This window comes from Archangium minus (assembly GCF_044360475.1).
GTDB lineage: Bacteria > Myxococcota > Myxococcia > Myxococcales > Myxococcaceae > Archangium > Archangium minus.
The window spans coordinates 7,450,964-7,472,906 of record NZ_CP043494.1; the positions used below are offsets into that span (position 1 = coordinate 7,450,964).

The 21,943-nt window shown below is 66.4% G+C and carries 21 protein-coding genes and 1 pseudogene; 5 read left to right on the forward strand and 17 right to left on the reverse strand.

Features of this window, described 5'->3' with window-relative positions:
- Positions 1-43: 43 nt before the first annotated feature.
- From F0U60_RS30260 to F0U60_RS30270, 3 genes are read right to left on the reverse strand one after another with little or no spacing between them, the layout of a single operon-like run.
- Positions 44-154, reverse strand: a complete 111-nt coding sequence (locus F0U60_RS30260; protein ID WP_203405390.1) for an aminopeptidase — start codon at positions 152-154, stop codon at positions 44-46.
- 40 nt (positions 155-194) lie between these two features.
- Positions 195-1,529 (reverse strand): P1 family peptidase, encoded by a 1,335-nt coding sequence (locus tag F0U60_RS30265; RefSeq protein ID WP_395804860.1) that lies wholly within the window; start codon positions 1,527-1,529, stop codon positions 195-197.
- 32 nt (positions 1,530-1,561) lie between these two features.
- Complete coding sequence (locus tag F0U60_RS30270) at positions 1,562-2,209, reverse strand: TetR/AcrR family transcriptional regulator (protein WP_395804862.1); 648 nt, start codon at positions 2,207-2,209, stop codon at positions 1,562-1,564.
- A 144-nt stretch (positions 2,210-2,353) separates the two neighbouring features.
- Between F0U60_RS30270 and F0U60_RS30275 the strand changes: the two genes are divergently transcribed.
- Positions 2,354-3,790 (forward strand): carotenoid oxygenase family protein, encoded by a 1,437-nt coding sequence (locus F0U60_RS30275; protein WP_395804864.1) that lies wholly within the window; start codon positions 2,354-2,356, stop codon positions 3,788-3,790.
- Positions 3,791-3,818: 28 nt separating this feature from the next.
- Here the strand turns inward: F0U60_RS30275 and F0U60_RS30280 are convergent, their stop codons facing one another.
- Positions 3,819-4,763: an NAD-dependent epimerase/dehydratase family protein gene (locus F0U60_RS30280; protein WP_395804866.1), complete on the reverse strand. Its 945-nt coding sequence runs from the start codon at positions 4,761-4,763 to the stop codon at positions 3,819-3,821.
- Between the two features lie 123 nt (positions 4,764-4,886).
- Here F0U60_RS30280 and F0U60_RS30285 point away from each other — a divergent pair, with 123 nt between their 5' ends.
- Complete coding sequence (locus F0U60_RS30285; RefSeq protein ID WP_395804868.1) at positions 4,887-6,077, forward strand: acyl-CoA dehydrogenase family protein; 1,191 nt, start codon at positions 4,887-4,889, stop codon at positions 6,075-6,077.
- A 24-nt stretch (positions 6,078-6,101) separates the two neighbouring features.
- On the opposite strand, the gene F0U60_RS30290 is transcribed toward F0U60_RS30285, so the two are convergent.
- The 5 genes from F0U60_RS30290 to F0U60_RS30310 are packed head-to-tail and all read right to left on the reverse strand — an operon-like array spanning position 6,102 to position 10,757.
- Positions 6,102-8,318, reverse strand: a complete 2,217-nt coding sequence (locus F0U60_RS30290) for an ATP-grasp domain-containing protein (RefSeq protein WP_395804870.1) — start codon at positions 8,316-8,318, stop codon at positions 6,102-6,104.
- Entirely contained in the window at positions 8,303-8,935 is a 633-nt protein-coding gene (locus F0U60_RS30295) for an RDD family protein (RefSeq protein ID WP_239014222.1), read from the reverse strand. The genes F0U60_RS30290 and F0U60_RS30295 overlap by 16 nt, the downstream gene beginning before the upstream one ends.
- A complete protein-coding gene (locus tag F0U60_RS30300; RefSeq protein ID WP_395804873.1) occupies positions 8,932-9,480 on the reverse strand; it encodes a hypothetical protein in 549 nt (182 codons plus the stop codon). The genes F0U60_RS30295 and F0U60_RS30300 overlap by 4 nt, the downstream gene beginning before the upstream one ends.
- Positions 9,481-9,517: 37 nt before the next feature.
- Positions 9,518-10,489: a porphobilinogen synthase gene (gene hemB, locus F0U60_RS30305; RefSeq protein ID WP_395804875.1), complete on the reverse strand. Its 972-nt coding sequence runs from the start codon at positions 10,487-10,489 to the stop codon at positions 9,518-9,520.
- Positions 10,490-10,547: 58 nt separating this feature from the next.
- Positions 10,548-10,757 (reverse strand): hypothetical protein, encoded by a 210-nt coding sequence (locus F0U60_RS30310; RefSeq protein WP_395804877.1) that lies wholly within the window; start codon positions 10,755-10,757, stop codon positions 10,548-10,550.
- Between the two features lie 241 nt (positions 10,758-10,998).
- Between F0U60_RS30310 and F0U60_RS30315 the strand changes: the two genes are divergently transcribed.
- The 3 genes from F0U60_RS30315 to F0U60_RS30325 are packed head-to-tail and all read left to right on the forward strand — an operon-like array spanning position 10,999 to position 13,867.
- Positions 10,999-11,907 carry an ABC transporter ATP-binding protein gene (locus F0U60_RS30315; RefSeq protein WP_395804879.1) on the forward strand — a complete coding sequence of 303 codons (909 nt, stop codon included), beginning with the start codon at positions 10,999-11,001 and terminating at the stop codon, positions 11,905-11,907.
- Positions 11,904-12,740 (forward strand): hypothetical protein, encoded by an 837-nt coding sequence (locus F0U60_RS30320; RefSeq protein ID WP_395804881.1) that lies wholly within the window; start codon positions 11,904-11,906, stop codon positions 12,738-12,740. Before F0U60_RS30315 ends, F0U60_RS30320 begins: the two co-directional genes overlap by 4 nt.
- Positions 12,740-13,867 (forward strand): hypothetical protein, encoded by a 1,128-nt coding sequence (locus tag F0U60_RS30325; RefSeq protein WP_395804883.1) that lies wholly within the window; start codon positions 12,740-12,742, stop codon positions 13,865-13,867. The genes F0U60_RS30320 and F0U60_RS30325 overlap by 1 nt, the downstream gene beginning before the upstream one ends.
- Positions 13,868-14,752: 885 nt before the next feature.
- On the opposite strand, the pseudogene F0U60_RS30330 reads toward F0U60_RS30325, so the two are convergent.
- The 8 genes and pseudogenes from F0U60_RS30330 to F0U60_RS30365 form a co-directional block, all read right to left on the reverse strand.
- Positions 14,753-15,207, reverse strand: a pseudogene (locus F0U60_RS30330) (transposase); the annotation flags it as partial.
- Between the two features lie 179 nt (positions 15,208-15,386).
- Positions 15,387-16,733, reverse strand: a complete 1,347-nt coding sequence (locus tag F0U60_RS30335) for a hypothetical protein (protein ID WP_395804885.1) — start codon at positions 16,731-16,733, stop codon at positions 15,387-15,389.
- Positions 16,734-16,740: 7 nt separating this feature from the next.
- The gene (locus F0U60_RS30340) at positions 16,741-17,418 is read right to left on the reverse strand and encodes a hypothetical protein (RefSeq protein WP_395804887.1); all 678 of its coding nucleotides are present in this window, start codon (positions 17,416-17,418) and stop codon (positions 16,741-16,743) included.
- A gap of 149 nt (positions 17,419-17,567) precedes the next feature.
- Positions 17,568-18,335 (reverse strand): type VI immunity family protein, encoded by a 768-nt coding sequence (locus F0U60_RS30345; protein WP_395804889.1) that lies wholly within the window; start codon positions 18,333-18,335, stop codon positions 17,568-17,570.
- Positions 18,336-18,609: 274 nt separating this feature from the next.
- Positions 18,610-19,242: a hypothetical protein gene (locus F0U60_RS30350; protein ID WP_395804891.1), complete on the reverse strand. Its 633-nt coding sequence runs from the start codon at positions 19,240-19,242 to the stop codon at positions 18,610-18,612.
- Between the two features lie 20 nt (positions 19,243-19,262).
- Positions 19,263-19,787 carry a DUF4150 domain-containing protein gene (locus F0U60_RS30355; protein WP_395804893.1) on the reverse strand — a complete coding sequence of 175 codons (525 nt, stop codon included), beginning with the start codon at positions 19,785-19,787 and terminating at the stop codon, positions 19,263-19,265.
- Positions 19,784-20,893, reverse strand: a complete 1,110-nt coding sequence (locus F0U60_RS30360) for a hypothetical protein (RefSeq protein ID WP_395804895.1) — start codon at positions 20,891-20,893, stop codon at positions 19,784-19,786. Before F0U60_RS30360 ends, F0U60_RS30355 begins: the two co-directional genes overlap by 4 nt.
- Positions 20,890-21,900 carry a DUF2169 domain-containing protein gene (locus F0U60_RS30365; protein WP_395804897.1) on the reverse strand — a complete coding sequence of 337 codons (1,011 nt, stop codon included), beginning with the start codon at positions 21,898-21,900 and terminating at the stop codon, positions 20,890-20,892. The genes F0U60_RS30360 and F0U60_RS30365 overlap by 4 nt, the downstream gene beginning before the upstream one ends.
- Positions 21,901-21,943: the final 43 nt, after the last annotated feature.

Consider the following 21,943-nt stretch of genomic DNA (forward strand, 5'->3'; position numbering starts at 1 on the left):
GCGTGCTCGGGCGGAGCGGGTCCGACGAGGCAAGCAGCGAGAGCTACTTCTTCTCGCCCTCGGCCGCCTTCGCCGCCTTGCGCTTGAACTGGCGCTTCCACTTCTGACGGATCTTGTGCTGAACGCGGCGGTGCTTGCTCTTGCTGCGGGCCATGTAGGTGTCTCCTGATGCAGGTAGGACAGACGAAAGGCGCCTAAGTACCAGAACTTCCCCCGGAAGAGGAGTCCTCGATGTCGTCCGGGGCGGGACGTGTAGGGTAAGGGATGCCTTCTGCCCCACGGACCTCGGTAGGGAGCACCTTCCCGGCTGTCACCTCCCCCTCCTTGTCCACGTCCGCCGGCTTCTCCCGGGCCACCGGAGCGCTCGTCTGCTGGGGGCGCTTCTTCACCGAGGCGAAGATGGGCCGGCAGGCGTCCACGAAGCGCCGCACCTCGTCCAGCGGCAGCGCCGGGACGAAGTTGTCGTTCACCCCCTTCATGGAGGTGGCCATGCACATGGAGTTGAGGATGGCCTCCTCCGTGGCCTCCATCACCGCCTCGTAGAGGGGGTCCAGCCGCTGATCCAGGAGGATCTTCAGCTTGTAGACCATCTTCTGGGTGCGCCGCGGGATGATGTTGGCCGTGGAGAAGCCCACGACGATCTCTCCCGAGCCGTGTGCCGCGTAGCTGCCCACCCTGCCGATGCCCAGCGCCACGCGCTTGCACAGGCGGTTGATCTGATGGCTGAGCAACGGTGCATCCGTGGCCACCACCGCGATGATGGAGCCGTACGTCTGCCCGCGCCGGGGCGTGTCCTTGAACTTCTCCGCGAGCACCTCGCCCACCGGCAGGCCGCCCACGCGCAGGTTGTGCATCTTCCCGAAGTTGGACATCACCAGCACGCCCAGGGTGTACCCGCCCAGCGCCTCGGGGAGCTTGCGCGAGGAGGTGCCAATGCCTCCCTTGAAGTCGCACGTCACCATGCCCGTGCCGCCCCCCACGTTGCCCTCGGCCACTGGGCCGTCCGAGGCATTGCTGATGGCCTCGAAGACGTGCTCGGCGCGCACGTGCCGGCCGGCGATGTCGTTGAGGTAGCTGTCGTCGCACTCGCCGACGATGGGGATGATGACGTCGTGCTCGTCACCGATGCCCGGGTACTTCTCCACCATGTGGCGGGCCACCGCGTCGGACACCGCGCCCACGGACATGGTGTTGGTGAGGAGCATGGGCGTCTCCACCAGGCCCCACTCCATGAGCTGCGTCATGCCGGCCACCTCTCCGGCTCCGTTGAGCACGAAGCCTCCGCCGTTCATGCGCTCCATGAAGATGTTGCCCCGGTTGGGCAGGATGGCGGTGACGCCGGTGCGCACGGGCCCGTGGCCGGGCCGCAGCGGCCCCTCGCCCCGGATGATGGTGCTGTGCCCGACGAGCACTCCCTCCACGTCGGTGATGGCGTTGTGCCGGCCTGTCTTGAAGCGGCCCAGTGGGATGCCGAGCTCCCGGGCTCGGACTCGCTTCTCGGTGGGCTCGGTCTCGGGTGGGTTGGCCATGGGTGCTCAAACTAGCCGAGACTCACCTCCGGTCAATCGCTCGTTGCGCGCACCAGCCCTTGCAGCAACACACGCGTGTGCGCCTCGGCCAGCGCCTCCGCCTGCGCGACGGTGGTGACGCCCGCGAACTCCAGCTTCCGGTCCACCAGCAGCGAGCCCAGCCCGTGCACCATGGACCAGCACGCCAACGCGAGCACCTGGGGCTCGCCCTCGCGGAACACGCCGGCCCGCAGGCCCTCGTTGATGGAGTCCACCAGCAGACCAAATGCATCGGTGTCCCCACCGGGCGGGCCCAGTTGCGGCGGCTGGGTGAAGTGCGGCCCGAACATCACCCGGAAGTGCGAGGGGTGCTCCATGGCGAAGAGCACATAGGCCACGCCGCAGGCACGCAGCCGCCCCTCGGGGGTCGTCTCCCGAGCCATGCGCTCCTTCATGCGGGCCGTCATGACGCGGAAGCCCTCCTCGGCCACCGCCACCAGCAGCGCCTCCTTGTCCGCAAAATGACGGTACGGCGCCGCGTGCGTCACCCCCGCCCGCCGGGCCACCTCGCGCAGGGACAAAGCCCCGAAGCCTTCCTCAGAGATGAGCGCCAGCGAGGCGTCCAACAGCGCCCGGCGCAGATCGCCGTGGTGGTAGTGGGGCTTGTCCGCCGTCTTCTTCCGGGTACCTCGGGTGGCCATGCCGCCCTCCTCGCTCAACGGGCATTCGCGCGCAAGATGTAATCGCCGTCAACTTCAAATGTTGACATCGGAAACTTTGATATCTACATCTCATCATGGACAGGGGAGCCACCCAGGGGCGGCCCGAACCGGAGGACACACGAGATGACGAGCACGGCGACGAAGCTTTCCCCTCCCGAGCAGCCCGGCTGGCGCGGGGCCTTCCGTGACTTCACGCGGGACCACGGCTTCCAGCCGCTCCGGGTGGAGGGGAAGCTGCCGGAGGATCTGCGGGGCACGCTGATGCGGGTGGGCCCGGTGAGCTTCGGGGTGGGCACGCAGCGTTACGGGCACTGGTTCGACGGAGACGGCGGCATCCTGGCGGTGCGCTTTGACGGAAGCAGCGCGCAAGGGGCGGCACGGCGGATCGAGACGCAGAGCATCCTGGCCGAGCGCGAGGCAGGCAGAATCACCCACAGCAACTACGGCACGAGCATCCCCCTGTTGACGAAGCTGACGGGGCGCGGCGGGAAGAAGAACGCGGCGAACACGTCGGTGATGGCGTGGAACGGGCGGATCTTCGCGCTGTTCGAGGGGAGCGTGCCCACGGAGCTCTCCCCGGAGGACTTGCGCGTCCTGGGCGAGACGAACCTGGGCGTCATCGTGAGCAACTTCTCCGCGCATCCGCACCGGGTGCCTTCGCGCAAGGCGACATACAACTTCGGCATGCGGTTCGGCCGCGTCACCACCCTGGAGCTGTACGAGATGCCGGACGGCGGGGCCGTGAAGCACCTGGGCCAGGTGCCACTGCCCGGGCCGACGATGATCCACGACTACATCGTCACCGAGCGCCATCTGATCTTCTTCGTGACGCCGCTGCGGCTGAAGGTCTTCCGGATGCTGCTAGGGCTGGGGGCGTACTCGGAGAACCTGGAGTGGCGGCCGGAGCTGGGGTCGGAAGTCCTGGTCATCCCCATCGACGACTTGGCGAACCCGGTGCGCATCGAGGCGGAGCCCTTCTTCACGTGGCACTTCGCCAATGCGTACGAGCAGCAGGACGGGCGCCTCGTGGTGGACTACGTGCGCTTCCCGGACTTCGGCATCAACACGTGGCTGCGCGAGCTGCCGCGCGGAGTGCCCTCGTCCAATGTGGGAGGCCGGCTGCACCGGGCGACGGTGGACCTGAAGGAGCGCACCTTCCGCACCGAGGAGCGCTCAGCGGTGTCCTGCGAGTTCCCCCGCGTGTCGCCCTGGGTGCAGGCGCGCGAGCATCGTTACCTCTACCAGGCGGTGCACTCGGGGCCAGCGGCGCTGAGCGGCCCATTCGACGCGCTGGCGAAGGTGGACATGACGACGGGCCGGGAGGAGCGCTTCGGGCTCGGCGGGGAGCCGTACGCCACGGAGCCGGTGTTCGTACCGCGAGCGGGAGCCACGCAGGAGGACGACGGCTACGTGCTGACGCAGGTGTACGATGCGCCGAGCGACCTCACGTACGTGGCGGTGCTGGACGCGCGCAACCCCGGGGCGGAGCCGCTGGCCAAGGCGTGGTTCGAGCACTCCTTCCCCATCACCTTCCACGGCGGCTTCATGCCAGCGAAGTGAGCCCCTCCCCGCTGGGAAACCTAGACGCTCACCGAGAGAGGGTCGCCAGCCCTTCCCGGTACGTCGGATACACGGGCCGCCAGTTGAGCTCGCGCCGGGCCCTGGCATTGGAGACGGCAAACCGGCTCGTGAGGCTGATGGCGGCATAGGGGCTCGCCAGCCGGGCCAGCCAGAGAGGGAGCCGGAAGGGGCTCGGCGCGCCGAGCACTCGCGCGGCGTGGTTCAGGTAATCACGCCACGTCACCGGCTCGTCATCGACGATGTTGTAGACCGCGCCGGACCTGCCCCGCTCGATGGCCGCCAGCGTCGCCTCGGCAGCGTCGTTGACGTGGATCCACGACCAGACCCCGCTCCCCTCTCCGATCAACGGCATCCGTCGCTTCTTCATCATCGCGACCATGCCTTCGGTGGAGCCCGCGCCAGCGCCGTAGATGAAGCCAAAACGGAGGACCACGCCCTCCAACCGCCCAGAGCGAGCGGCCGACAGCACCGTCTCCTCGAGCGCCAGACCGGCATCGATGGTCGGCTGCAGCCACGGGCGGGGCGACGTCCGGGCTACCGGCGCCTCCTCGGTCAGGAGCGTGGAGCCGTGGTCTCCATACCCATAGACGAGCACGATGGACTCGGCCACGAGCCGCCGCGCTCCGGCCGATATGGCCGCCTCAACGAGGTTCTTCGTCCCTTCGATGCGCAGCCGGTTGGTGGCCACGAGATCCGCCGGGCGTACGGGACCCAGCTTCGGGAGGGCCGTGAGCAGATGCACAACGACATCGGGCTTGGCCTCGCGGAGCACCGCCCCGAGCCGCTCGCGATTGAAGACATCGGCCACCACCGCCGTGGCGCTCAGCCCTTCCAAGAGCGACCGCTTCGACTCGCTCCGAGTCATTCCCGTCACGTGATGGCCAGCAGCCACCAGATGCTTCACCAGTGGAACTCCCATGGCGCCAGTGGCCCCGGCGACGAAGATGCGCATGCCGTGTCCCCCCATGGGGAACACTGGAAAAAGAGGCGCCTCATCGCAACACGTCACGTGCCGGGCTGTTCACCCGCGAGACTCTGCTAGCGAGCCCGGTTCCAAGCCCCGTACGCTCTCCACATGACCATCCCCTCTACCCCTGCCGTGAAGACCCCTGGAGAGCACCCGGTGCTCTCCGCCGTCCGACAGCTTGCCCCCAAGGTGGCCTCCCGCTCCGAGGAGATCGAAACCGCCCGCAGGCTGCCGGCTGACCTCGCCCGCGAGCTGGCCGAGGCCGGGCTCTTCCGCATGGTGATCCCCGAGACCTACGGTGGCTTCGAGCTCCACCCTGCCCTCGTCGTCGAGGCCGTCGAGGAGATTTCGCGGGCGGATGGTTCGACGGGCTGGTGCGTCATGATCGGTGCCCTCACCGCCATGTGCTCGGCCTGGCTGCCCGAGCCAGCCGCGCGCGCCATCTACGGCGCCCCAGACGTCATCACCGGCGGAGTGGCCGCGCCTCAGGGGCGCGCCGAGCTTGTCGAGGGCGGTTACCGCGTCACCGGACGCTGGTCCTGGGCAAGTGGCAGCCAGAACTGCCGCTGGCTGACGGGAGGCGTGGTGGTGATGAAGGATGGCGCTCCCCGCATGGTGCGCGAGGGAGTTCCCGAGACGCGCGTGCTCCTCTTCCCCATCGAGGATGTGACGCTGCACGACACCTGGCATGCCGCGGGTCTGTGCGGCACGGGCAGCGGCGACATGGAGGTGCGGGACGTCTTCGTGCCCGCCGAGCGCAGCCTGTCACTCGTCGTCGAGCGCCCGCGTGTCGACCGTCCGCTCTACGGCCTCCCCGCCTTCGGACTGCTGGGGCTGGGCCTTCCGGCCGTCGGGCTCGGCATCGCCCGCCGCGCCATCGATGAGCTGACGGCGCTGGCGCCTCAGAAGAAGATCATGCCGCTCGGCCGCCATGCCATCGCCACCCGGCCGGCGGTGCAGGAGGCCGTGGCCGAGGCCGAAGCCACCCTGCGCGCCGCACGTGCCTTCCTGATGGAGACGGTGAACACCACCTACGAGGCCGCCACGCGCCGCGAGGTGACCCTGCGCCACCGGGCGGAGCTGCGGCTGGCCTATACCCACGCCATGAAGAGCTCCGCGCGCGTGGTGGACCGGATGTACGAAATGGCGGGAGGCGCGGCCGTCTACCGCGCCAGTCCCTTGCAGCGCTGCCTGCGCGACATCCACGTCGCCACGCAGCACGCCATGGTGTCCCAGCCTACGCTGGAGCTCATCGGCAGCGTGCTGCTCGGCCAGGAAGCCAACACGGTCATGCTCTGAGCGGCATGACCGTGCCCGGACACGTCAGGCCTTCATCTCCATGCTGACGCGGGCGGGCGCATCCCCGGACGAGGACGAACCCGAGCCAGAAGAGCCCGACGAGCTGCCGGTGGAGACGGCCGCGGGCTTGTCCTCGGCCATGGCCGCCTTCTCCAGGGCGGCCTTCTCCAGGGCCAGCTTCATCAGAGCGCTCTCATCGGCGGCGCGACGGGCCTCGCGCTCCTTGTAGCGGCGGATGGCGGGGGCCATGATCTCACCGATGAGGCCCCGGTAGTCCATGCCGGCGCCCTGGGCGATCAGCACCAGGTCGCTCCAGCCCGGCGTGAGGCCCGGCAGCGGGTTGCACTCGATGAAGTAGATGCGGCCCTTGTCGTCCATGCGGAAGTCGATGCGCGCCACGTCGCGGCACCCCAGCGCCATGAACGAGTTGCGCGCCGCGGCCCTGAGCTTCTCCAGCAGCGCAGGCTCGAGCTTCGCCGGCGCGTCGTAGCGGATGCGATCCGTCCAATCCAGCTTGTGCTCGAAGCTGTAGATGGGCGTCTTCTCCGTCTTGTCCAGGAAGACGATCTCCATGGGCGGCAACACGCGCGGGCGGCGCTCGCCGAGCAGGCCCACGGTGAACTCACGCCCGCCGATGTACTCCTCGATGAGCGCGGGCTGCTGGTACTTGGTGACGATTTCCTTCACCACCTCGCGCAGCTCGGCCTCGCTGTGGCAGACGCTCTTGCTCACCACGCCCTTGGAGGAGCCCTCGGCCACCGGCTTCACCATGAGCGGGAAGCTGGTGAACTCCTTGTTGAGCCGCTCCTTGCCCGTGTGCATGAGCTGGAAGTTGGGCGTGTGGATGCCGGCCTGGCGGACGATCTTCTTGGCCAGCGCCTTGTCCAGCGCGATGGAGAGCGTGGCCGGATCCGAGCCCGTGTACGGGATGTCCAGCAGCTCCAGCATGGCCGGCACCTGGCTCTCGCGGTTGCGACCCTTGAAGCCCTCGGCGATGTTGAAGACGATGTCCAGCGGCGTGCTCGCCAGCACGCTGGGCAGCTCCGCCGTGGCCTCCAGGTCCACCACCTCGTGGCCCCACGAAGCAATGGCCTCGCGGATGGCCTGCAGCGTGGTGGGCGAGTCGTACTCGGCCTCGCTGTCCTCCACGGACGCGCCTTCCGCCACGGGCTTCACGCGCTTGACGTTGTAGGTGAAGCCCACGCGCAGCGGGCCCGACTTGCGCGTCGGCTTGCCCTGGCGCTTGCCGTCCTTGATCTTGTAGCGCCGCGCCGCGCTCTGGATGATGGCGTTGACGACGCCGTCCAGGTGCATGCCCTCGAGGGCCGCGGCGGCGTAGATGCCCGCGCCCGGCTCCAGGCTGGGCAGCGCGTTGAGCTCCAGGAAGTACGGCACGCCCGCGTCGCTCAGCCGGAAGTCGATGCGCCCCAGGTCTCGGCAGTCGAGCACCTGGAGGATCTTCTTCGACATGTTGCGCATCTCCTCGGCCACCTTCGGGGGAAGGTTGGCCGGGGCGCGCACCTTCACGGCGCTCTCCCGCTTCGTCTTCAGCTCGTAGTCGTAGATGGCGTACTTGCGCCCGGCGATGGCGGCCGGGTCGATGTCGTACTCCACCGGGCTGAGCACGCCGTCATGGTCGTTCTGCACCGCCGGCAGGTAGGGGACGGTGATGTCCTTGCCGCTGATGAACTCCTCGACGAGGACGCCGGCCGGATAGCGCGACAGCGCCTGCGCCACCTTCTCGCGGGCCTGCTCGACCGTCTCGGCCACCGAGTCCTGGGTGATGCCCTTCGAGGAGCCCTCGAAGTTGGGCTTGATGATGACGGGGAAGCGCAGGTCCTCGACCTTGAGCTCGTTGAGCTTCTCGACGAACTGCCAGCCGGGGGTGCGGATGCCGTGCTTGGACAGGACGAGCTTGGTGAGCTGCTTGTCCAGCGTCACCGCCAGCGCGTACGCGTCCGAGCCGGTGTACGCGAAACCGAGCTCCTCGAAGAGCGCCGGGTAGAAGGCCTCACGGAAGCGACCGCGGCGACCCTCGGCGATGTTGAAGATGAGGTCCGGGCTGTAGGCCTCGAGCCGAGCGACGGTGCGGGAGGCCGGGCCGCTCACCTCGAAGCGCTCCAGACGGTGGCCGAGCCGCTCGATGGCGGCGGCCAGCGTGTTCACGGTCTCCTGGGTATCGAACTCCGCCTCGTCTTCCGAGTCGGACAACCTGAGGTTGTAGGTCAGCGCGATGCGCAAGGCTTTCCCCTTCTGGACTTCTTGAACGTGCGGCACCGGCGAACCCGGGCCGCGGACAAAAACCGGCCCGGGACGCGAGCGGGCGCCACGGGCGTGCGTGCTGCAACCGTTGCTCCGGCGACGACCTTCCCGTCCACCACCTGCGTCTGCGCCCAGGTATCACCGAGCCGCCAACCAAGCGGATCCCTCACCACGCGCAGGGCCTCGATACCTCCAATGACCACCAGACCTGCCAGACCGGCCACCAACCCGAGGGGCGGAGGCATCATCCCCAAGAGGACGATGAGCGCCAGCGGCGCATTGCGCAGGGTGCTGTCGCGGTGGCGCGCGGCTGACTGCGTGGGCAGGTGCATCACCTTCACGCCGAAGATGCGCTTGCCCACGCTCTGGCCCTGGAGCATGCCGTCGGCCAGCAGCAGGAAGAGCAGCGCCACCACGCCGCCCGCGGCACCACACACCACGTGGAGCCCCCACGCCACGGCGACGTCCACGATGCGTGCACCCAGCCGCATCCACAGCGAAGCCTTGGGATAGGGCGAGCCGAGCTCTTCCCCGTCGTGCACCACGCGAAGGCCGGGACGGCGAGGGGCGGAGTAGACCGGATGCGAGGCGCTCACTCTTCGGGCTCCAGGATGAGACCCCGCTCGGGGCGCTCGGGCTCGTCCAGGCCCGCGAGCTGCGCGAGTCGCTCATGGGCGCTCACCGTGCCCGGGGGCCGCTGGTAGGTGTACGAGGAAGTGGCGGCGGCATTGCCGGTGAAGTCCGGCGAGGACACCAGCGCGGCCGTAGGCGAGCCCGTCTCGGACATCTCCCTCAGCCGGCCGCGCGCGGCCTCCACGTCATGGGTGGCTGGCTCGCCCTCGCGCGTGAAGAAGACGAAGGCCATGGCCGGACGCTTGGAGGACTCGCGCATGGCGAACTGCACGCCATCCAACACCCAACCCTTGGAGCTCCACTCATTCACCGTGCGCTCGAGTGTCCCTTCGTCGACGGTGGACAGCTCGACAACCTTGTACTGAAGCGGGCCCGCGGGACGTGGCGCGGCGGCGGGCACAGCGGTGCGGGCGGCACCCGGACGCTTACCGGCGCGCAGCGGGCGACGGGTCGCGGTCGAGGGGGCCGCCTTGCGATTGGGGGGCCGTTTCTTCTTGCGGGTGGCCATGGCCGATCAGGATCTTTGAGATGCTACGCCCTCACCGTCAACCGAGCAGCTTCGCGGCCTCGAGCGAGTGGTACGTAATGATGAGATCCGAACCGGCGCGCTTGATGGAGGTGAGAATCTCCAGCATCAGCCGATCTCCGTCGACCCACCCGTTCTGCGCGGCAGCCTTCACCATGGAGTACTCGGCGGACACGTTGTAGGCGACCACCGGCACGTCCACGCGCTCGCGCACCCGGTGGATGACGTCGAGGTAGGACAGTGCGGGCTTCACCATGATCATGTCCGCGCCCTCCTCCAGGTCCAGGTCGACCTCCTTGAGGGCCTCGCGCACGTTGCCGGGATCCATCTGGTGGGTGCGGCGATCACCGAACTGGGGCGTGCTCTGGGCGGCCTCGCGGAAGGGTCCGTAGAAGCCGGAGGCGTACTTGGCCGCGTAGGACAGGATGGGCACCTCGGTGAGCTTCACCTCGTCGAGCGCCGAGCGGATGGCAGCGACACGCCCGTCCATCATGTCCGAGGGGGCAATGACGTCCGCGCCGGCCTGGGCACACGTCACCGCCATCTGTGCGAGCAGCGGCAGCGTGGCGTCGTTGGCGACATGGCCGCCCTCAATGACGCCGCAGTGGCCGTGGTCCGTGTACTCGCACAGGCACACGTCCACGATGACGAGCATGTCCGGGATGGCGTTTTTGATCTCCCGAACGGCGCGCTGAACGATGCCCTCACGCGCGTAGGCCTGGGAGCCCTGGGCGTCCTTGTGATCCGGGATGCCGAAGAGGAGCACCGCGGGCACACCGAGCGCCTTGGCCTGCTTCGCCTCGGCGACGGCATGCTCCAGCGACAGGTTGAACACGCCGGGCATGGAGCCGATCGGACGGCGGATGTCCCGGCCCTCGACGACGAAGAGCGGATAGATGAAGTCCGAGGGGGCGAGCGTGGTCTCTCGCACCATCTCTCGGAGTGCCGGGGAACGGCGCAGGCGACGGGGGCGATGGATCGGAAAGGACATGGGCCGACGGTATAAACCCTCGGCGCCCCCCGGGAAGGAATTCTCTCCTCGGGGCTGCTTAGACAGTAGCCAGGCGCCAGCTCTCGTTAAGCCGCTCTCGCTGCCTGCGCAGGCGATCGATCCGGCGCTCGGCCAGCTCCGCCTCATGGACTGCGCGGGCATAGCGCGTCCGGGCCGCATCCGTGTTCTCTGGCAGACCGCGCTCCGCCTCCACCAGCTCTCGCCGCGCCTCGCGCAGCTCTTGTTCCATCAGCTCAAGGTTGGACATGGGTGATTCCTCCTGGACTCCCAGGTAGTGCACACCTCAGGCCACCTGTGACAGGCCGTGCAAGGGCGCGAAACGACAGAACCCGAAATACTTGGGAGACCAAAGGATCCAGAAAAAAGGTGCGAACAGCGCTTCCCGGGGTGCGCAAAAAAGGTAGCGAACCGGCGCGTCGCGGGCTCGGCTGGTGGCTCGCACGGGGTGCGAGGCAATCAACAGAGGGCCCTGTCGTAGAGTGGCCATCGTGCCAGCCATCGAAGTCATCGGACTCCGCAAGACCTACCGGCGAGCGTTTCGCCCCGGACACGAGGCGCTGCGGGGTGTGGACCTCTCCGTACCGGAAGGCAGTGCGTTCGGGTTGATTGGACCGAACGGCGCGGGGAAGACGACGTTCATCAAGAGCATCCTGGGCATCGTGCAGCCCACGGGGGGGACTGTGCGGGTGCTCGGTGGATCGCCGGAGGATCCGCGCATCCGGGCCCGCATCGGCTACCTGCCCGAGCGCCTGCACCTGCCGGGCTCGTGGATGGCGCCGACCTTCCTGGCCACAGTGGCGGGGCTCAAGGGACTGAAGCCGGACAAGGACGCGAACCTGCGCCTGTTGGAGCGCGTGGGGCTGGCGGACGCGCTGGGCCGGCGCATCGGTGGCTACTCGAAGGGCATGCGCCAGCGCCTGGGGCTGGCGGCGGCGCTGCTGGGCAACCCTGCCCTGCTGATCCTCGACGAGCCCACGGACGGCATTGATCCCCTGGGCCGAGTCGAGGTGCGGCGGATCCTCCAGGAGGAGGTACAGCAGGGCACCACCCTCTTCCTCAACTCTCACCTGCTGGCGGAGACCGAGCGGCTGTGCGACCGGGTGGCGATCCTCGGGGAAGGCAAGGTGCTGCGCGAGGGACGGTTGGAGGAGCTATCGCGAGCCAGCTCGCGGTGGGCAGTGCGCTTCGCGCCGGGAGCGGACGCGGGGGCGCTGGCGGGGGTGGGCTTCACGGCGGGAGGCGCCGAGGGGCTGTACCATGTGGAGGCAGCGGACGTGGCGGGGCTGAACGCGGCGCTGGATAAAGCGCGGGCCACGGGAGCGCTGCTGGTGGAGCTCAAGCGGGACGGACAGGATCTGGAGGCCGTGCTGGCCTCGGCCATGGGGGTGGCGGCATGAGGGGCGTGCTGGGAATCGCGGCCTACGTGTTGCGCGAGGCGGCCTCGCGCAAGTTCATCCTGGCCTTCCTGTTGGGCGTCACGGGCGTGCTGGTGACGCTGTCGCTGAGCCTGAAGATCGAGGTGGTGGACGGGGCGCTGGCGGCCTCGCGGCTGTTCGGCGAGGTGATGCGCACGGACATCCGTGCGGTGGACGTAGCGCTCAAGCCGGTGTTCATGGCGGCGTCGGCCATCGTCTTCTACGGGGGCATCCTGTTCGGCATCGTCTCGTGCTCGGACTTCGCGCCGAGCCTGCTGTCGCCGGGCCGTATCGAGCACCTGCTCGCCCTGCCCTTGCGCCGCTGGCACATCCTGGCCGGGACGTTCCTCGGGGTGATGACGCTGGCGGTGATGGGGGCGCTGTACGGCTCGGTGGGGCTGGTGCTCATCTTCGGGGTGAAGACGGGGTACTGGACGGCGGGCCCGGTGATCGCGGCGCTGCTCGCGTGCGTGAGCTTCGCGGCGGTGTACGCGGTGATGCTGACGACGGCGACGCTGATCCGCAGCGCGGCCCTGTGCGCGGCGCTGGGGGGAGTCACCCTGGTGGCGGGCATCATCGCGGGCTTCCGGACGAAGATTGCGCCCTTCATTGAGGAGGGACTGAGCCGAGACCTCTTCAAGTCGGTGACGTTGATATTGCCGCGGCTGTCTTCACTGGCGCAGGCGAGCATGGACCTGGCGGCCTCGACGCCGCTGGGGGTGCAGTCACTGACGATGTTGCTGGTGGGCGTGTTTGTGTTCGGTCTGGCAGTGCTAAGCGTGGGCTTCTGGTGGTTCGAGGGGAGGGACTACTAATGCAGCGGCGTCGTGGACTGTGGCTGGTGTTCGCGGTGGTGCTGTTCGGCCTGGCCGCGTGGCTGATGCTGTCCGGACAGGGCGAGGAAGAGGCCCCTGCCCCGCAGAAGGTGGCGTTCCCGAACCGGCTCCGGCCGCAGGAGCGCGAGCGCATGGAGAAGCGGCGCACGTACGTGATGCCGGTGGTGGACGCGGGGACGGAGCAGAAGCCAGTGCGCCCGAGCGATCCGGTGTTGGCGGCGCTGCCCCGAGGCAAGGGGAAGACGGCGATGGTCATCGAGGCCAACGCCATCCGCCACTCGCCCATTGGGGAGCTGCTGCTCGAGTGTTTGATGAACCGGGGCGGCAAGGACCTGGAGCAGTTCAAGCAGGAGACGGGCGTGGATCCGTTGCAGGACCTGGATCGAATGGTCCTCACGGACGACGGGGTGATCATCTCGGGCAACTTCGGGAACGAGCGCCTGAAGGAGATGCTGACGGGGCGGGGCTCGACGAACTACGACTACGGGGACGGGGCACGACTCTTCGAGCTCCAGTCCGAGCGCAAGCTGCCGGACGGCACCGTGGCGAAGAGGAGCGGACCGCCGGTGGGCCTGTGGAACAACCAGATGCTGGTGTTCGGAAGGACGCCGGACAGCGTGAAGGAGGTCATCGACCGGGTGGAGGGACGCGGACCGGACGAGCCGCCGGTGATCTCCGAGGGCAGCACGTACGGGGAGATGTACGGGGTGATCTCGGTGGAGCGGCTCAAGAGAATGTTACCGCCAGATCAGCACGAGCTGGCGACGAGGTTGGCCGAGGTGGCGGAGAACGTGGAGCTGCACGTGGACGCGAGCTCGGACTTCGCGATGACGGCGCATGTGACGGGGCCGAACGCGGACAAGGTGACGGACCTGGGCAAGTCACTGGGCGGAGCGCTGTCGCTGGCGCGGATGAGGGCGCAGGCCGAGGGCGAAAATGAGTTGGCGCAGCTGCTGGACTTCGCGAAGGTGCGGCCGGACGGCGACCAGTTCAAGCTGGAGCTGGCGGTGCCGCTCGAGGCCATCAAGCAGCAGCTCGCGTTCTGCCGCGAGCAACAGGAGCCGAAAGAGAGCGGCGAGCAGGAGGCCGCGGAGCAGCCCCGCTGACTCCAGCCTCGCTCAGGCGACGATCATGTCGAATACCCGGGGCCAGCCCCCCGACTCGTCGCCTTCCAGGAACCGGTGCCGCAGCACTCCCAGTTCCAACCGGAGCACGCCCTTCTCCAAGAAGATGTCAGTCTTGAGATTCGGATCCCTCAGCCGGTCGAAGTACGCGTCGAACTCGACCCAACCGTCCTTCCGAGTGCGGGGCCCGTCGACCCACTGCTTCCACAAGCGGTGCTCCTCCTCGTGCCACTTGAAGGACTTTTTTGTGGTGAGCAGTTCCCGGGCCCGCCCGAGATCCCCGGCAATGAGGCACAGGCGCACGGCCGCCAGGTAGTAGGCCTGTACCTGCGAATCCCACTGCCGACCCGAGTACGCCCGGCACCACTCCTCGTTCATGTCCGCCGCCCGCCGCAGGAGACCGGCATCGAAGGAAACCTTCTCCGCCAGGAGGGCGGAGATATATGCCTGGGTCCGCAGGAGCCGCGCGAGGTTGAGGGGAAAGCCGCCCCGGCAAACCTCGGACTCGAGCTTGCGCTCGGCCAGTATCCGCTCGGCGATCTGCTGGCCCTTCTGGAGGAAGCTCCTCGCCTCGGGAACGTTCTTCCGCGCGTACAGAATCTCGAGTGCCATGAAGAGTTGCTCTTCGGCCGCCCATTCCGGCTTGCGAGAGCGCTCCCAGTCCTCGAAGGGATCCTGGGCGAGCAGGATACGATACCCCTCTCGCTCTGCCTGGTATCTGGCCTCCCACGTGGCGCTGAAGTTCTTGCTGATCACGGCAGGGTCCTCACCGTCATGTTCGTCGTTCTCTGGAGAACATCCAAGGTCGCCCGGGAGACCGTGGTCTCCGGACCTCCGATGACCCGGACGGTGGCTGTGCACCTGTACCTGCGTCACCACCTCGGCCAGGACGCTGTCCTTCTTGTGTCGCTCGGCCTCCGGGCGATCCTTCCAGGCGTAGTAGCGCGAACGTGATACGCCCAACTGCTGGCACATGAAGTCCACGGGGAAATGGGCCTTCTGCGCGTCAATGAACTCGAACTTCACGTCGAGCCCTCCTTCGCGAAGAAGGCCGCTGCTTTTTAGGAAGTCGCGCTCCATTAGCAGCTGGCGGTTCTCCTTGCGCAGCCGCACCATCTCATCCCGCTCCGCCGTGGTGAGCGCTCCTGCTGGGCTCTTGTCCTCACCTCCGTCGGCCTCCTTCAGTCAGTTGCGCAGGGCTGACTCGGTCAGGTCCAGATCCTTAGAGCGACCTGGGGCAGGCTCTTGCTGCCCTCGCGCACCAACCGGACTGCCTCGGCCCTGAACTCCGGGGTGGAACTCCACCTATTCCTTCGCTCCATGGACACTACCTCCCATGTAGCCGACTTATGAGGTGTGTCCACAAAACCGGGGCGGGCTCATGTGCGGCAACTTGGCCCGATTCACCTGCTCGTCCGCTCCATCTTCGGCTTCTCCCTCGCTGCTGTCTCCAGTGGTGGATTCTCCTCTTCCGGCCCCGGCTCCGACCCCTTTGGGAGCATCAAGGAGCCAGTACCCCTCCGCGGTACCATCTACCCTGGCTGAAACCGTTCCGGTGCTCCTTGAGCCGGGCATGCCCTCGCGCCAAGTGGCGTGCTTGCGTCAACAGGAGAGAGGTCGGCTCGAAGCCCACGTCTAGGCCGTAGCGAATGACCAGTTCCTCAGCGAGGAGCTGACGAAGGCAGCCCGCCCCGACTCCAGCACCAAGCGCCTCCAGGAGTTGACCGGGTGAGCAGGGCACTCCGGAGCGAAGACGACCCGGAGGAAGCTGAGACCGATGTTTCTCCCACCAGCGTCGCCACTCAGAGACTGTCCGGGAAGGGCGCACCCGGATGGTGCCCGAGGCGGACTCAAGCGTCCGAGGAGGCGTCACTCGCGGGTGATCAGGCGACGCCTCGTCCCCTGGCACCGCATCGGACTGTTCGACGCGCTCCAAGAGCCCGGCGCCCGTAAGTAGCTCAAGAGACTCCGCAGCCGCACCAGCACAGGAGGGATGCTCAAGATGAGTGAGCAGTTCCGGGACAGCGGACGCATCACCCAGTAGCCCCAAGGCGAGCAAGGCCTCTGATGCGTTTTCCTCTCGCGCGACGAACGCCTTCAGCCTCGGAACCGCCGAGGGACCACAACTCAGCCCCACCGCGAGACACGCCCAGGAGGGAAACGACCCGGGTGCCAGCAGCGAGTGCACCACGCGAAGGTCACCCAGTCGAAGGAGCGCGATTGCTGCTTCCAGACGAAGCGCGGCTTCCCCGGACTCTAGGCAACGCCAAAGGACGGCTTCCGCGCCGTGAGGCCGCAGCCGCCCAAGGGCTTGGACATACGCATCGGCGCCTCGCATTGAGCCACTACTGAGTACCTGCTGCAACTGCGCCAACACCCATTCACCCCTGCCCCGCCGCCCGTGGCCCAACGCGGTCGCCAGGATGGCGGTCACCTCGGGTGTGGTCTTCGACGGCAATTGTTCCGGAGTGGGGAGGTGCCCCTCGGGTAGTTCGTGACAAAGGCCGTCGAGGAAGGCGATAGCCTGCTCCCGCGAATCCTCCCGCAGGCCCATAAGGAGCGCCGCGAGTTGCTCCCTCATGCCGAGGCGAGACAGCACCCGGGTGGCGGAGTAGGACTCACCAATGCCGCCCCGAGTCGCCCGTTCCAAACAGAGAGAGACGGCTGCGTCGCCCCCTACCACCACCGCCTCGACGAAGGCGTCGAGACGCCTCTCCAGTCGCCCAAGAGCCTTTTGGGTGAGCCGTCCCTGGGCCAGCAGTAATCGCCGCTGCTGATAGAGGAAACACGCCTCCTCGAAACACTCCTCGTGGATGCTCGCAACGAACTGTTCACGGCTCAGAAGCATAGTGGAGCTACTCGAATTGGAGGGATTCGACGGGCGCCATCGTCTGGTGAAGACGGAGTGCCAAGTTCACTGCTGCGTCGAGCGCCGCCATATCGCTATTGAAGACGTCGAACGTCATCTCGACAGTATGGGGGTCAATAAGGGTGGGGTGATTGGGGGCGGCGCCCAGCCGTCCTTTGTTTGCGGCCTCATCTGACAGGTACCCTCCAAGCATGAGCAGGTACGCCCAGGCCTCGAAGCCCGCGATCACCTTCTCCTCCACTGGGGCATCCAGCGGCTCTCGAAAGGTAAGGCGAACGGCGTTGCACTCCCCGTCGGATAGATCGGCGGAGCGGGAGACCGGGAAGGGCAGAGTCCTGGCGCGCGGAGGGTAGGGCTGGGACGGAAGGTTGGCGATGGGGCGTCCGCCGGACATGTCCTGACTCGTCCGGAGTACCACGCGCTCGGCGTGAAGGGCGCGCAGGAGGTTGCGGAGAACGAGAAACGCGCCGGGGTGGATGTCCCGGAGGCAGAGCCGCCAGTGCTTGATTTGTCGCCCCTGGTCGAGCTCGTCCGCGACAAGCCAACCCTGGAGACTCCCGGGTCGCGGGGAGGCGGCATGGAACAGCCCCGCGTCGAGCCCATAAAGGAAGAGTTCGACAACGTCCGAAAGGGGCAACTCGGGGGCCGCCGGAGCCTTCGCCAAGTCCGATAGGTCAGGCAATTGCTCAAGGGCTGCTGGGTCATTCAGGAGCCCCCGATGAATCCTGAGGGACGCGGGTCCATGGACCTCCACCAGCAATTCCTGGTTGGGCAAGTCCACGAGATGCAGCTGAAAATCGATCGGGGACATGGTCAAGCCGGCTCGCGGTCGAAGGTTTCCAGCCAGTCCTGCACCCAATCCGCGAAGGCCCCGGTTGGGGTGCGCTCAAGTTGTTCGAGCCGGATGGGGCGGATGGCGCGGGCGACTTGCCTGTAGGCGGGGAGAAAGTCGCGCTGGGACAAGTCCCCGAGCCTCGGCTCCGGTCCAGCCTGGAGCAGCACTGCTTTGTTTTCCAGAGTGTGAAGCAACGCTGGACCCTCACCCAGTTTGGCCCGGAGCTTGTCCAACCCACCGAGCTGCTCGACACAGTTGCCAGAGAGTAGCGTCAGCCAGCTCGCTCGCCGCACCTTATGAAGAATTCTTCCCGTCCGGCCGTTGTAGCGCAGTAGCCGCATGACGCCAGAACTCAAATGGAATTCGAGCCCCGGGTACTGCTGACAGAGAACTGCGAGTCGAGGCTCCATGGCGAACTGTACGCCTCCCGAGATGATGTCGCAATTGAGGGCCAGACCGCAGCTGCCCGAGGAGAAGCGGCCCTCCCGGACGAGTTGGAGCTGCCGTACCCAGGAAAGCATCTGTGCGGGCTCCCGAGCCAGGGGATGTTCCACAGGGAAGCTTACGTACAGGTCGGCCGAGGTGAAGACGTTGACGTCCCCATGCTTGTCGTAGGTGGTCTTGAGTTCCTTCTGTCCCTTGGTGGCCTCGGCGGGGTTGTCGCTTGAATAGGGCGTAGCACTCACGAACAGGCTCAGCGATGCGGGCCCTACTCCCTTTTCCATTGAAGAGAAGTAGATCTGCAACCCAGATCCTATCTTGGACATCCGTCCCTTCCAGGAGGGCACAGTCGCGAGCGTCCGGGCGCTCACCTTTCGCCAGCTAGAGGAGCCCAACGAAGAGTAGGCCAGGAGACTTCCGAGCGCCTCCATGGAGCGCTCATAAAAGTCTAGAATGCTTGGCTCGTGGACGCGCTCCAAGTGCAGCGAGAGCGATAGACACGGGCTGAGCACAACGACGTCATCCACCTTGAATTCGAGCTTCGACCAGTCGGGAGAACTCATTCACGGGCCTCGGTCTTTATGGAATGGCAGGGACGAGGGGAGGTATCCGGATGGGCGGCAGTCTTGACCCGAGACCCCTACCCGCATCTATGAGGCCCTTACCTGCCCTCAGCGCTTGGCTCGGGTCGTTGGGATAGGGCATGAAGTAGGGCTGGTTCTGGTAGGCTGGAACCGTCTGCGGTTGGAGCTGCTGCTTTTTTTCGCGCTCGTCACACTTGCACTTTTTCTTGTCCAGCGAGGGCTCGCCAATGTTGTGACCTTGCTGCCGGTTGATATCCATGTAATCCTGCCTCTGGGTGGTCTTGCTGTTCGCGTTCACCCCTCGACGCCAGCCGTCGGGATTCCCACTTCTATTAGTGAATTTGTTGTCCAGGACGAGATGGGAGCCATCCTTCATCTCAACGGTCACGTCCGGGTAACGGACCTGCGTCTTTCCGAAACCAAACTTGTTCTTGGCGTATCCGTAGATATGAAACCACTCCTTGAAGGAATACTTGACCGGCCCCCACCTACTATTGGGTACGGACAGGTCCCGAACCCAGGGAGTCTGGTGAGTGACTTTGATGTCCAGGGGCGAGCCAGCCTGCTCCCGCAGCTTCTGGTAAGCATTAACAGCGTCCTCGAAACATTTGTCCTTTGCACTCGCCATGGTGTGCTCCCAGAATGATTTCAGGCCTCCGTGGGGCCGCCATACGGCTCCACGAAGAGATCCCCACCTTTTTTGCCCTTGTCGCACCAGCAGAAGGCGAGGCAGAGGGTCTCGACCACATCGGACCCCACGGCGCGCACGAGCGGTTGCAGTTCTGGACCGACAGTGTTGGGCGCGTTTCCGTTCATGGTCATGTTGTCACTAAGGCGGGCCACATTCCTGCCCTCGACCTTGACGTCCATGCTGTAGATGGAGAACTTAGCCTTGCCCTTGTTGACGCCAGAGACGACGCCGCCAACGCTGCCGGGTTCGTCGCCGGTGCTAGTGGAGAAAGCGGAGTCCTTGAGTGCAATGGGCTCTCCGTCAGCCTTCACCGTGACGCTTCCATCCACGAGGTCCTTGGAGAAGGCGATGTTTGGGTAGGGAATTGGAACCGGGCCGCCAGGTGTCGGCGTCTTGCACACATCCGGAGCCGAGGCAGTGGTTACTCCTCCGGACCCCTTATGGGCGAGGGAGAGATTATTGACGCCAACGGTGAGGGTCATGGACCCACCTCCTTGGGTGGAACTCGGTTCAGCAGGCACGCCGCCCGCCAGGGTTGCACATCGGACGCACACCAGACGAGTGCCGTCTGGTGTCCATCCCAGTCTCGCGCCAGTTCGGACGCGGCGAGGCCGACCAGCAGAGGCGCGCTGGCGGCTCCTACATCTCCCCAACAATCCGCAGGGTGACGCAGGTCCAGCGGCTCGCCGTGATATTTGCCGGTCCGCAGGTAGGAGAAGCTCCATTCCTCCGAACGCCAGGGCTCACCGTTGAAGTCGCACCAAGTCACGTCCGCGCGGAGGGGGGCTCCCTCCGAAGGACGAAGTACCTGCCAGAAAGCATCCGTCAGCGCCTCGCCCTGCGTCGCGTCCCCCTGGTACCACAGGCGAGGCTCCAGGGCCTGGGCCACCCGCTGAATGCCCGCGAGTGGCGCCCACCGATGCCGCGTCAGAAATTCCCTCCGGCACACCAAGAGGAATCCGGCGCCCTCACCCGGAATGAAGCCATAAGGCTGGCCGTCGCGCTTGAGCCGCTCCTGAGCATCCAGCCAGCGCAGGTATGGCAGTACCCGGGGCGAGTCCGTGCCGCCCACCAAGCACGCGGGGATGTGGGGATCTCGGAGTAGCTCAAGGGCGTGCGCGAGCGCGGACAGTCCACCGGCATGCCCGCTCGCGAAGAGTCCCGAGCGATGGCGATCCAACTCCACAGGCAAGGCCTGGATGATGGCCTGTGCGAGGGACACCGCAACATCTACTGGGTAGCCGGGTCTGGGCGGAGGAACCGAGAGCAAGATGGGGAGGGGCGGGAGCTTCTCGGTTCTGGCCGCTTCAAGCCAGGGGCGCAGTGCCTCCCGGCCAGCATCCGCCGCGAGAGCCACCATCCGTTCCGTCACGGTGGAGCCCTCGGCCAGCGTCGGCAGGAGCGCGAGCACGATGGGATCGCCGGTGGTGTCGTTCCTGAGTTCGTTCTGTTCGCAGAAGCGGGTGAGCCCACACCGCGCGGAGGCGACCGTCATTGGAGCATCCAAGCCAATGGAGGTCGTCGCTCCGAAAGAGGCCAACAGGACGGTAGAAGGAGGCTCGACCCGAGAGAAGAGGGACTTGCTCATTGCACTACCTTCTTGGTCCAGACAATGGACTTGCGGACACAACGCGCATTCCGGCCACAATCCAGCCAGGAGCGCCACACGAGCACGAGCTTGTGCTCATCCGGTTCGATGATGACGCGCTCAAGCCTGACCTGCTGGCGATACCGGTCGCCACCTATGTCTGTGTCCACGACGACGTAGACAGGGGGAAGCCGGAAGGTGAGTAGCGAGCCCGGAGTAAGATTGCGTAGTTCGACCTGCTCGGTGAGGCTCAGTCGGAAAGGGCTCACCTGGTCCTCAGGTACGGAGAGGAAGTGGCGAGGATCCAAGTCCTCGGGCCACAGCGGCATGCGCCGCTCCTGCCAGGCCTGATCGTAAGTGCCCGCGTATTGCTGACGCGGCGACCACCAAGAGGCAATCGCTCCGAAGCCAGCGGGAGGCGGGCGATCCTTCCAGGTGGAGATGCACTGCTGCGGATACTCCACATTCGGCAACGCATGGCCATCTTCCGGCGGCACGTTGGTGAAGCCCCTCCCGACCGGGTTGCGAGACTCGAAGGGCCGCGGCTCTTCATTGCCAGGGGCGTAGCCACCATATGCGCGCTCGTAGATGAGGGGGATCGTTCTGAAGAGAGAGGGAGGAGTACTCCGAACTCCAGACAGACCTCGTTCCCAATAGCGATCCCCGAAGACCTTGAGGTTCTTCCGCAAACTGCCCACCCGGATGCCGACATCGAGTTCCCGCACGGCGCGGCCAGCCGGTGCATACGCCTGTCCGTTCACGATGATGTCCGTGCCCGGATGATCCACCACCACCTCGCACTCCCGACGAAGGCTTGAGTTCTCGGGAACTCCCCGGTATTCGGGGCTCTTACACACCGGCTCCTGCTCCTTCGCAAGTTCCAAGTGACCATCTGGATGGAGGGTGTAAGTCGCCTTCACCACGACGACCCAGATGTGGTTACCGCCCTTGTCGAGCAGGATGGCGCGATCGGTCTCAAAAGGTGTGTCGTTCCGGAGTTGCAACATCGAGAGGAACTCTCCCTGACATGAGATCGCTCCACCTCGCATG

What these genes read in the sequence shown, in the direction of transcription:
- F0U60_RS30280 (WP_395804866.1), bottom strand. Translation starts at nt 4,763, where the DNA reads ATGCGCATCTTCGTCGCCGGGGCCACTGGCGCCATGGGAGTTCCACTG.
- F0U60_RS30310 (WP_395804877.1), bottom strand. Translation starts at nt 10,757, where the DNA reads ATGTCCAACCTTGAGCTGATGGAACAAGAGCTGCGCGAGGCGCGGCGA.
- F0U60_RS30365 (WP_395804897.1), bottom strand. Translation starts at nt 21,900, where the DNA reads ATGTTGCAACTCCGGAACGACACACCTTTTGAGACCGATCGCGCCATC.
- F0U60_RS30320 (WP_395804881.1), top strand. Translation starts at nt 11,904, where the DNA reads ATGAGGGGCGTGCTGGGAATCGCGGCCTACGTGTTGCGCGAGGCGGCC.
- F0U60_RS30275 (WP_395804864.1), top strand. Translation starts at nt 2,354, where the DNA reads ATGACGAGCACGGCGACGAAGCTTTCCCCTCCCGAGCAGCCCGGCTGG.
- F0U60_RS30360 (WP_395804895.1), bottom strand. Translation starts at nt 20,893, where the DNA reads ATGAGCAAGTCCCTCTTCTCTCGGGTCGAGCCTCCTTCTACCGTCCTG.
- F0U60_RS30325 (WP_395804883.1), top strand. Translation starts at nt 12,740, where the DNA reads ATGCAGCGGCGTCGTGGACTGTGGCTGGTGTTCGCGGTGGTGCTGTTC.
- F0U60_RS30260 (WP_203405390.1), bottom strand. Translation starts at nt 154, where the DNA reads ATGGCCCGCAGCAAGAGCAAGCACCGCCGCGTTCAGCACAAGATCCGT.
- F0U60_RS30285 (WP_395804868.1), top strand. Translation starts at nt 4,887, where the DNA reads ATGACCATCCCCTCTACCCCTGCCGTGAAGACCCCTGGAGAGCACCCG.
- hemB (WP_395804875.1), bottom strand. Translation starts at nt 10,489, where the DNA reads ATGTCCTTTCCGATCCATCGCCCCCGTCGCCTGCGCCGTTCCCCGGCA.
- F0U60_RS30270 (WP_395804862.1), bottom strand. Translation starts at nt 2,209, where the DNA reads ATGGCCACCCGAGGTACCCGGAAGAAGACGGCGGACAAGCCCCACTAC.
- F0U60_RS30300 (WP_395804873.1), bottom strand. Translation starts at nt 9,480, where the DNA reads ATGGCCACCCGCAAGAAGAAACGGCCCCCCAATCGCAAGGCGGCCCCC.
- F0U60_RS30335 (WP_395804885.1), bottom strand. Translation starts at nt 16,733, where the DNA reads ATGCTTCTGAGCCGTGAACAGTTCGTTGCGAGCATCCACGAGGAGTGT.
- F0U60_RS30350 (WP_395804891.1), bottom strand. Translation starts at nt 19,242, where the DNA reads ATGGCGAGTGCAAAGGACAAATGTTTCGAGGACGCTGTTAATGCTTAC.
- F0U60_RS30355 (WP_395804893.1), bottom strand. Translation starts at nt 19,787, where the DNA reads ATGACCCTCACCGTTGGCGTCAATAATCTCTCCCTCGCCCATAAGGGG.
- F0U60_RS30265 (WP_395804860.1), bottom strand. Translation starts at nt 1,529, where the DNA reads ATGGCCAACCCACCCGAGACCGAGCCCACCGAGAAGCGAGTCCGAGCC.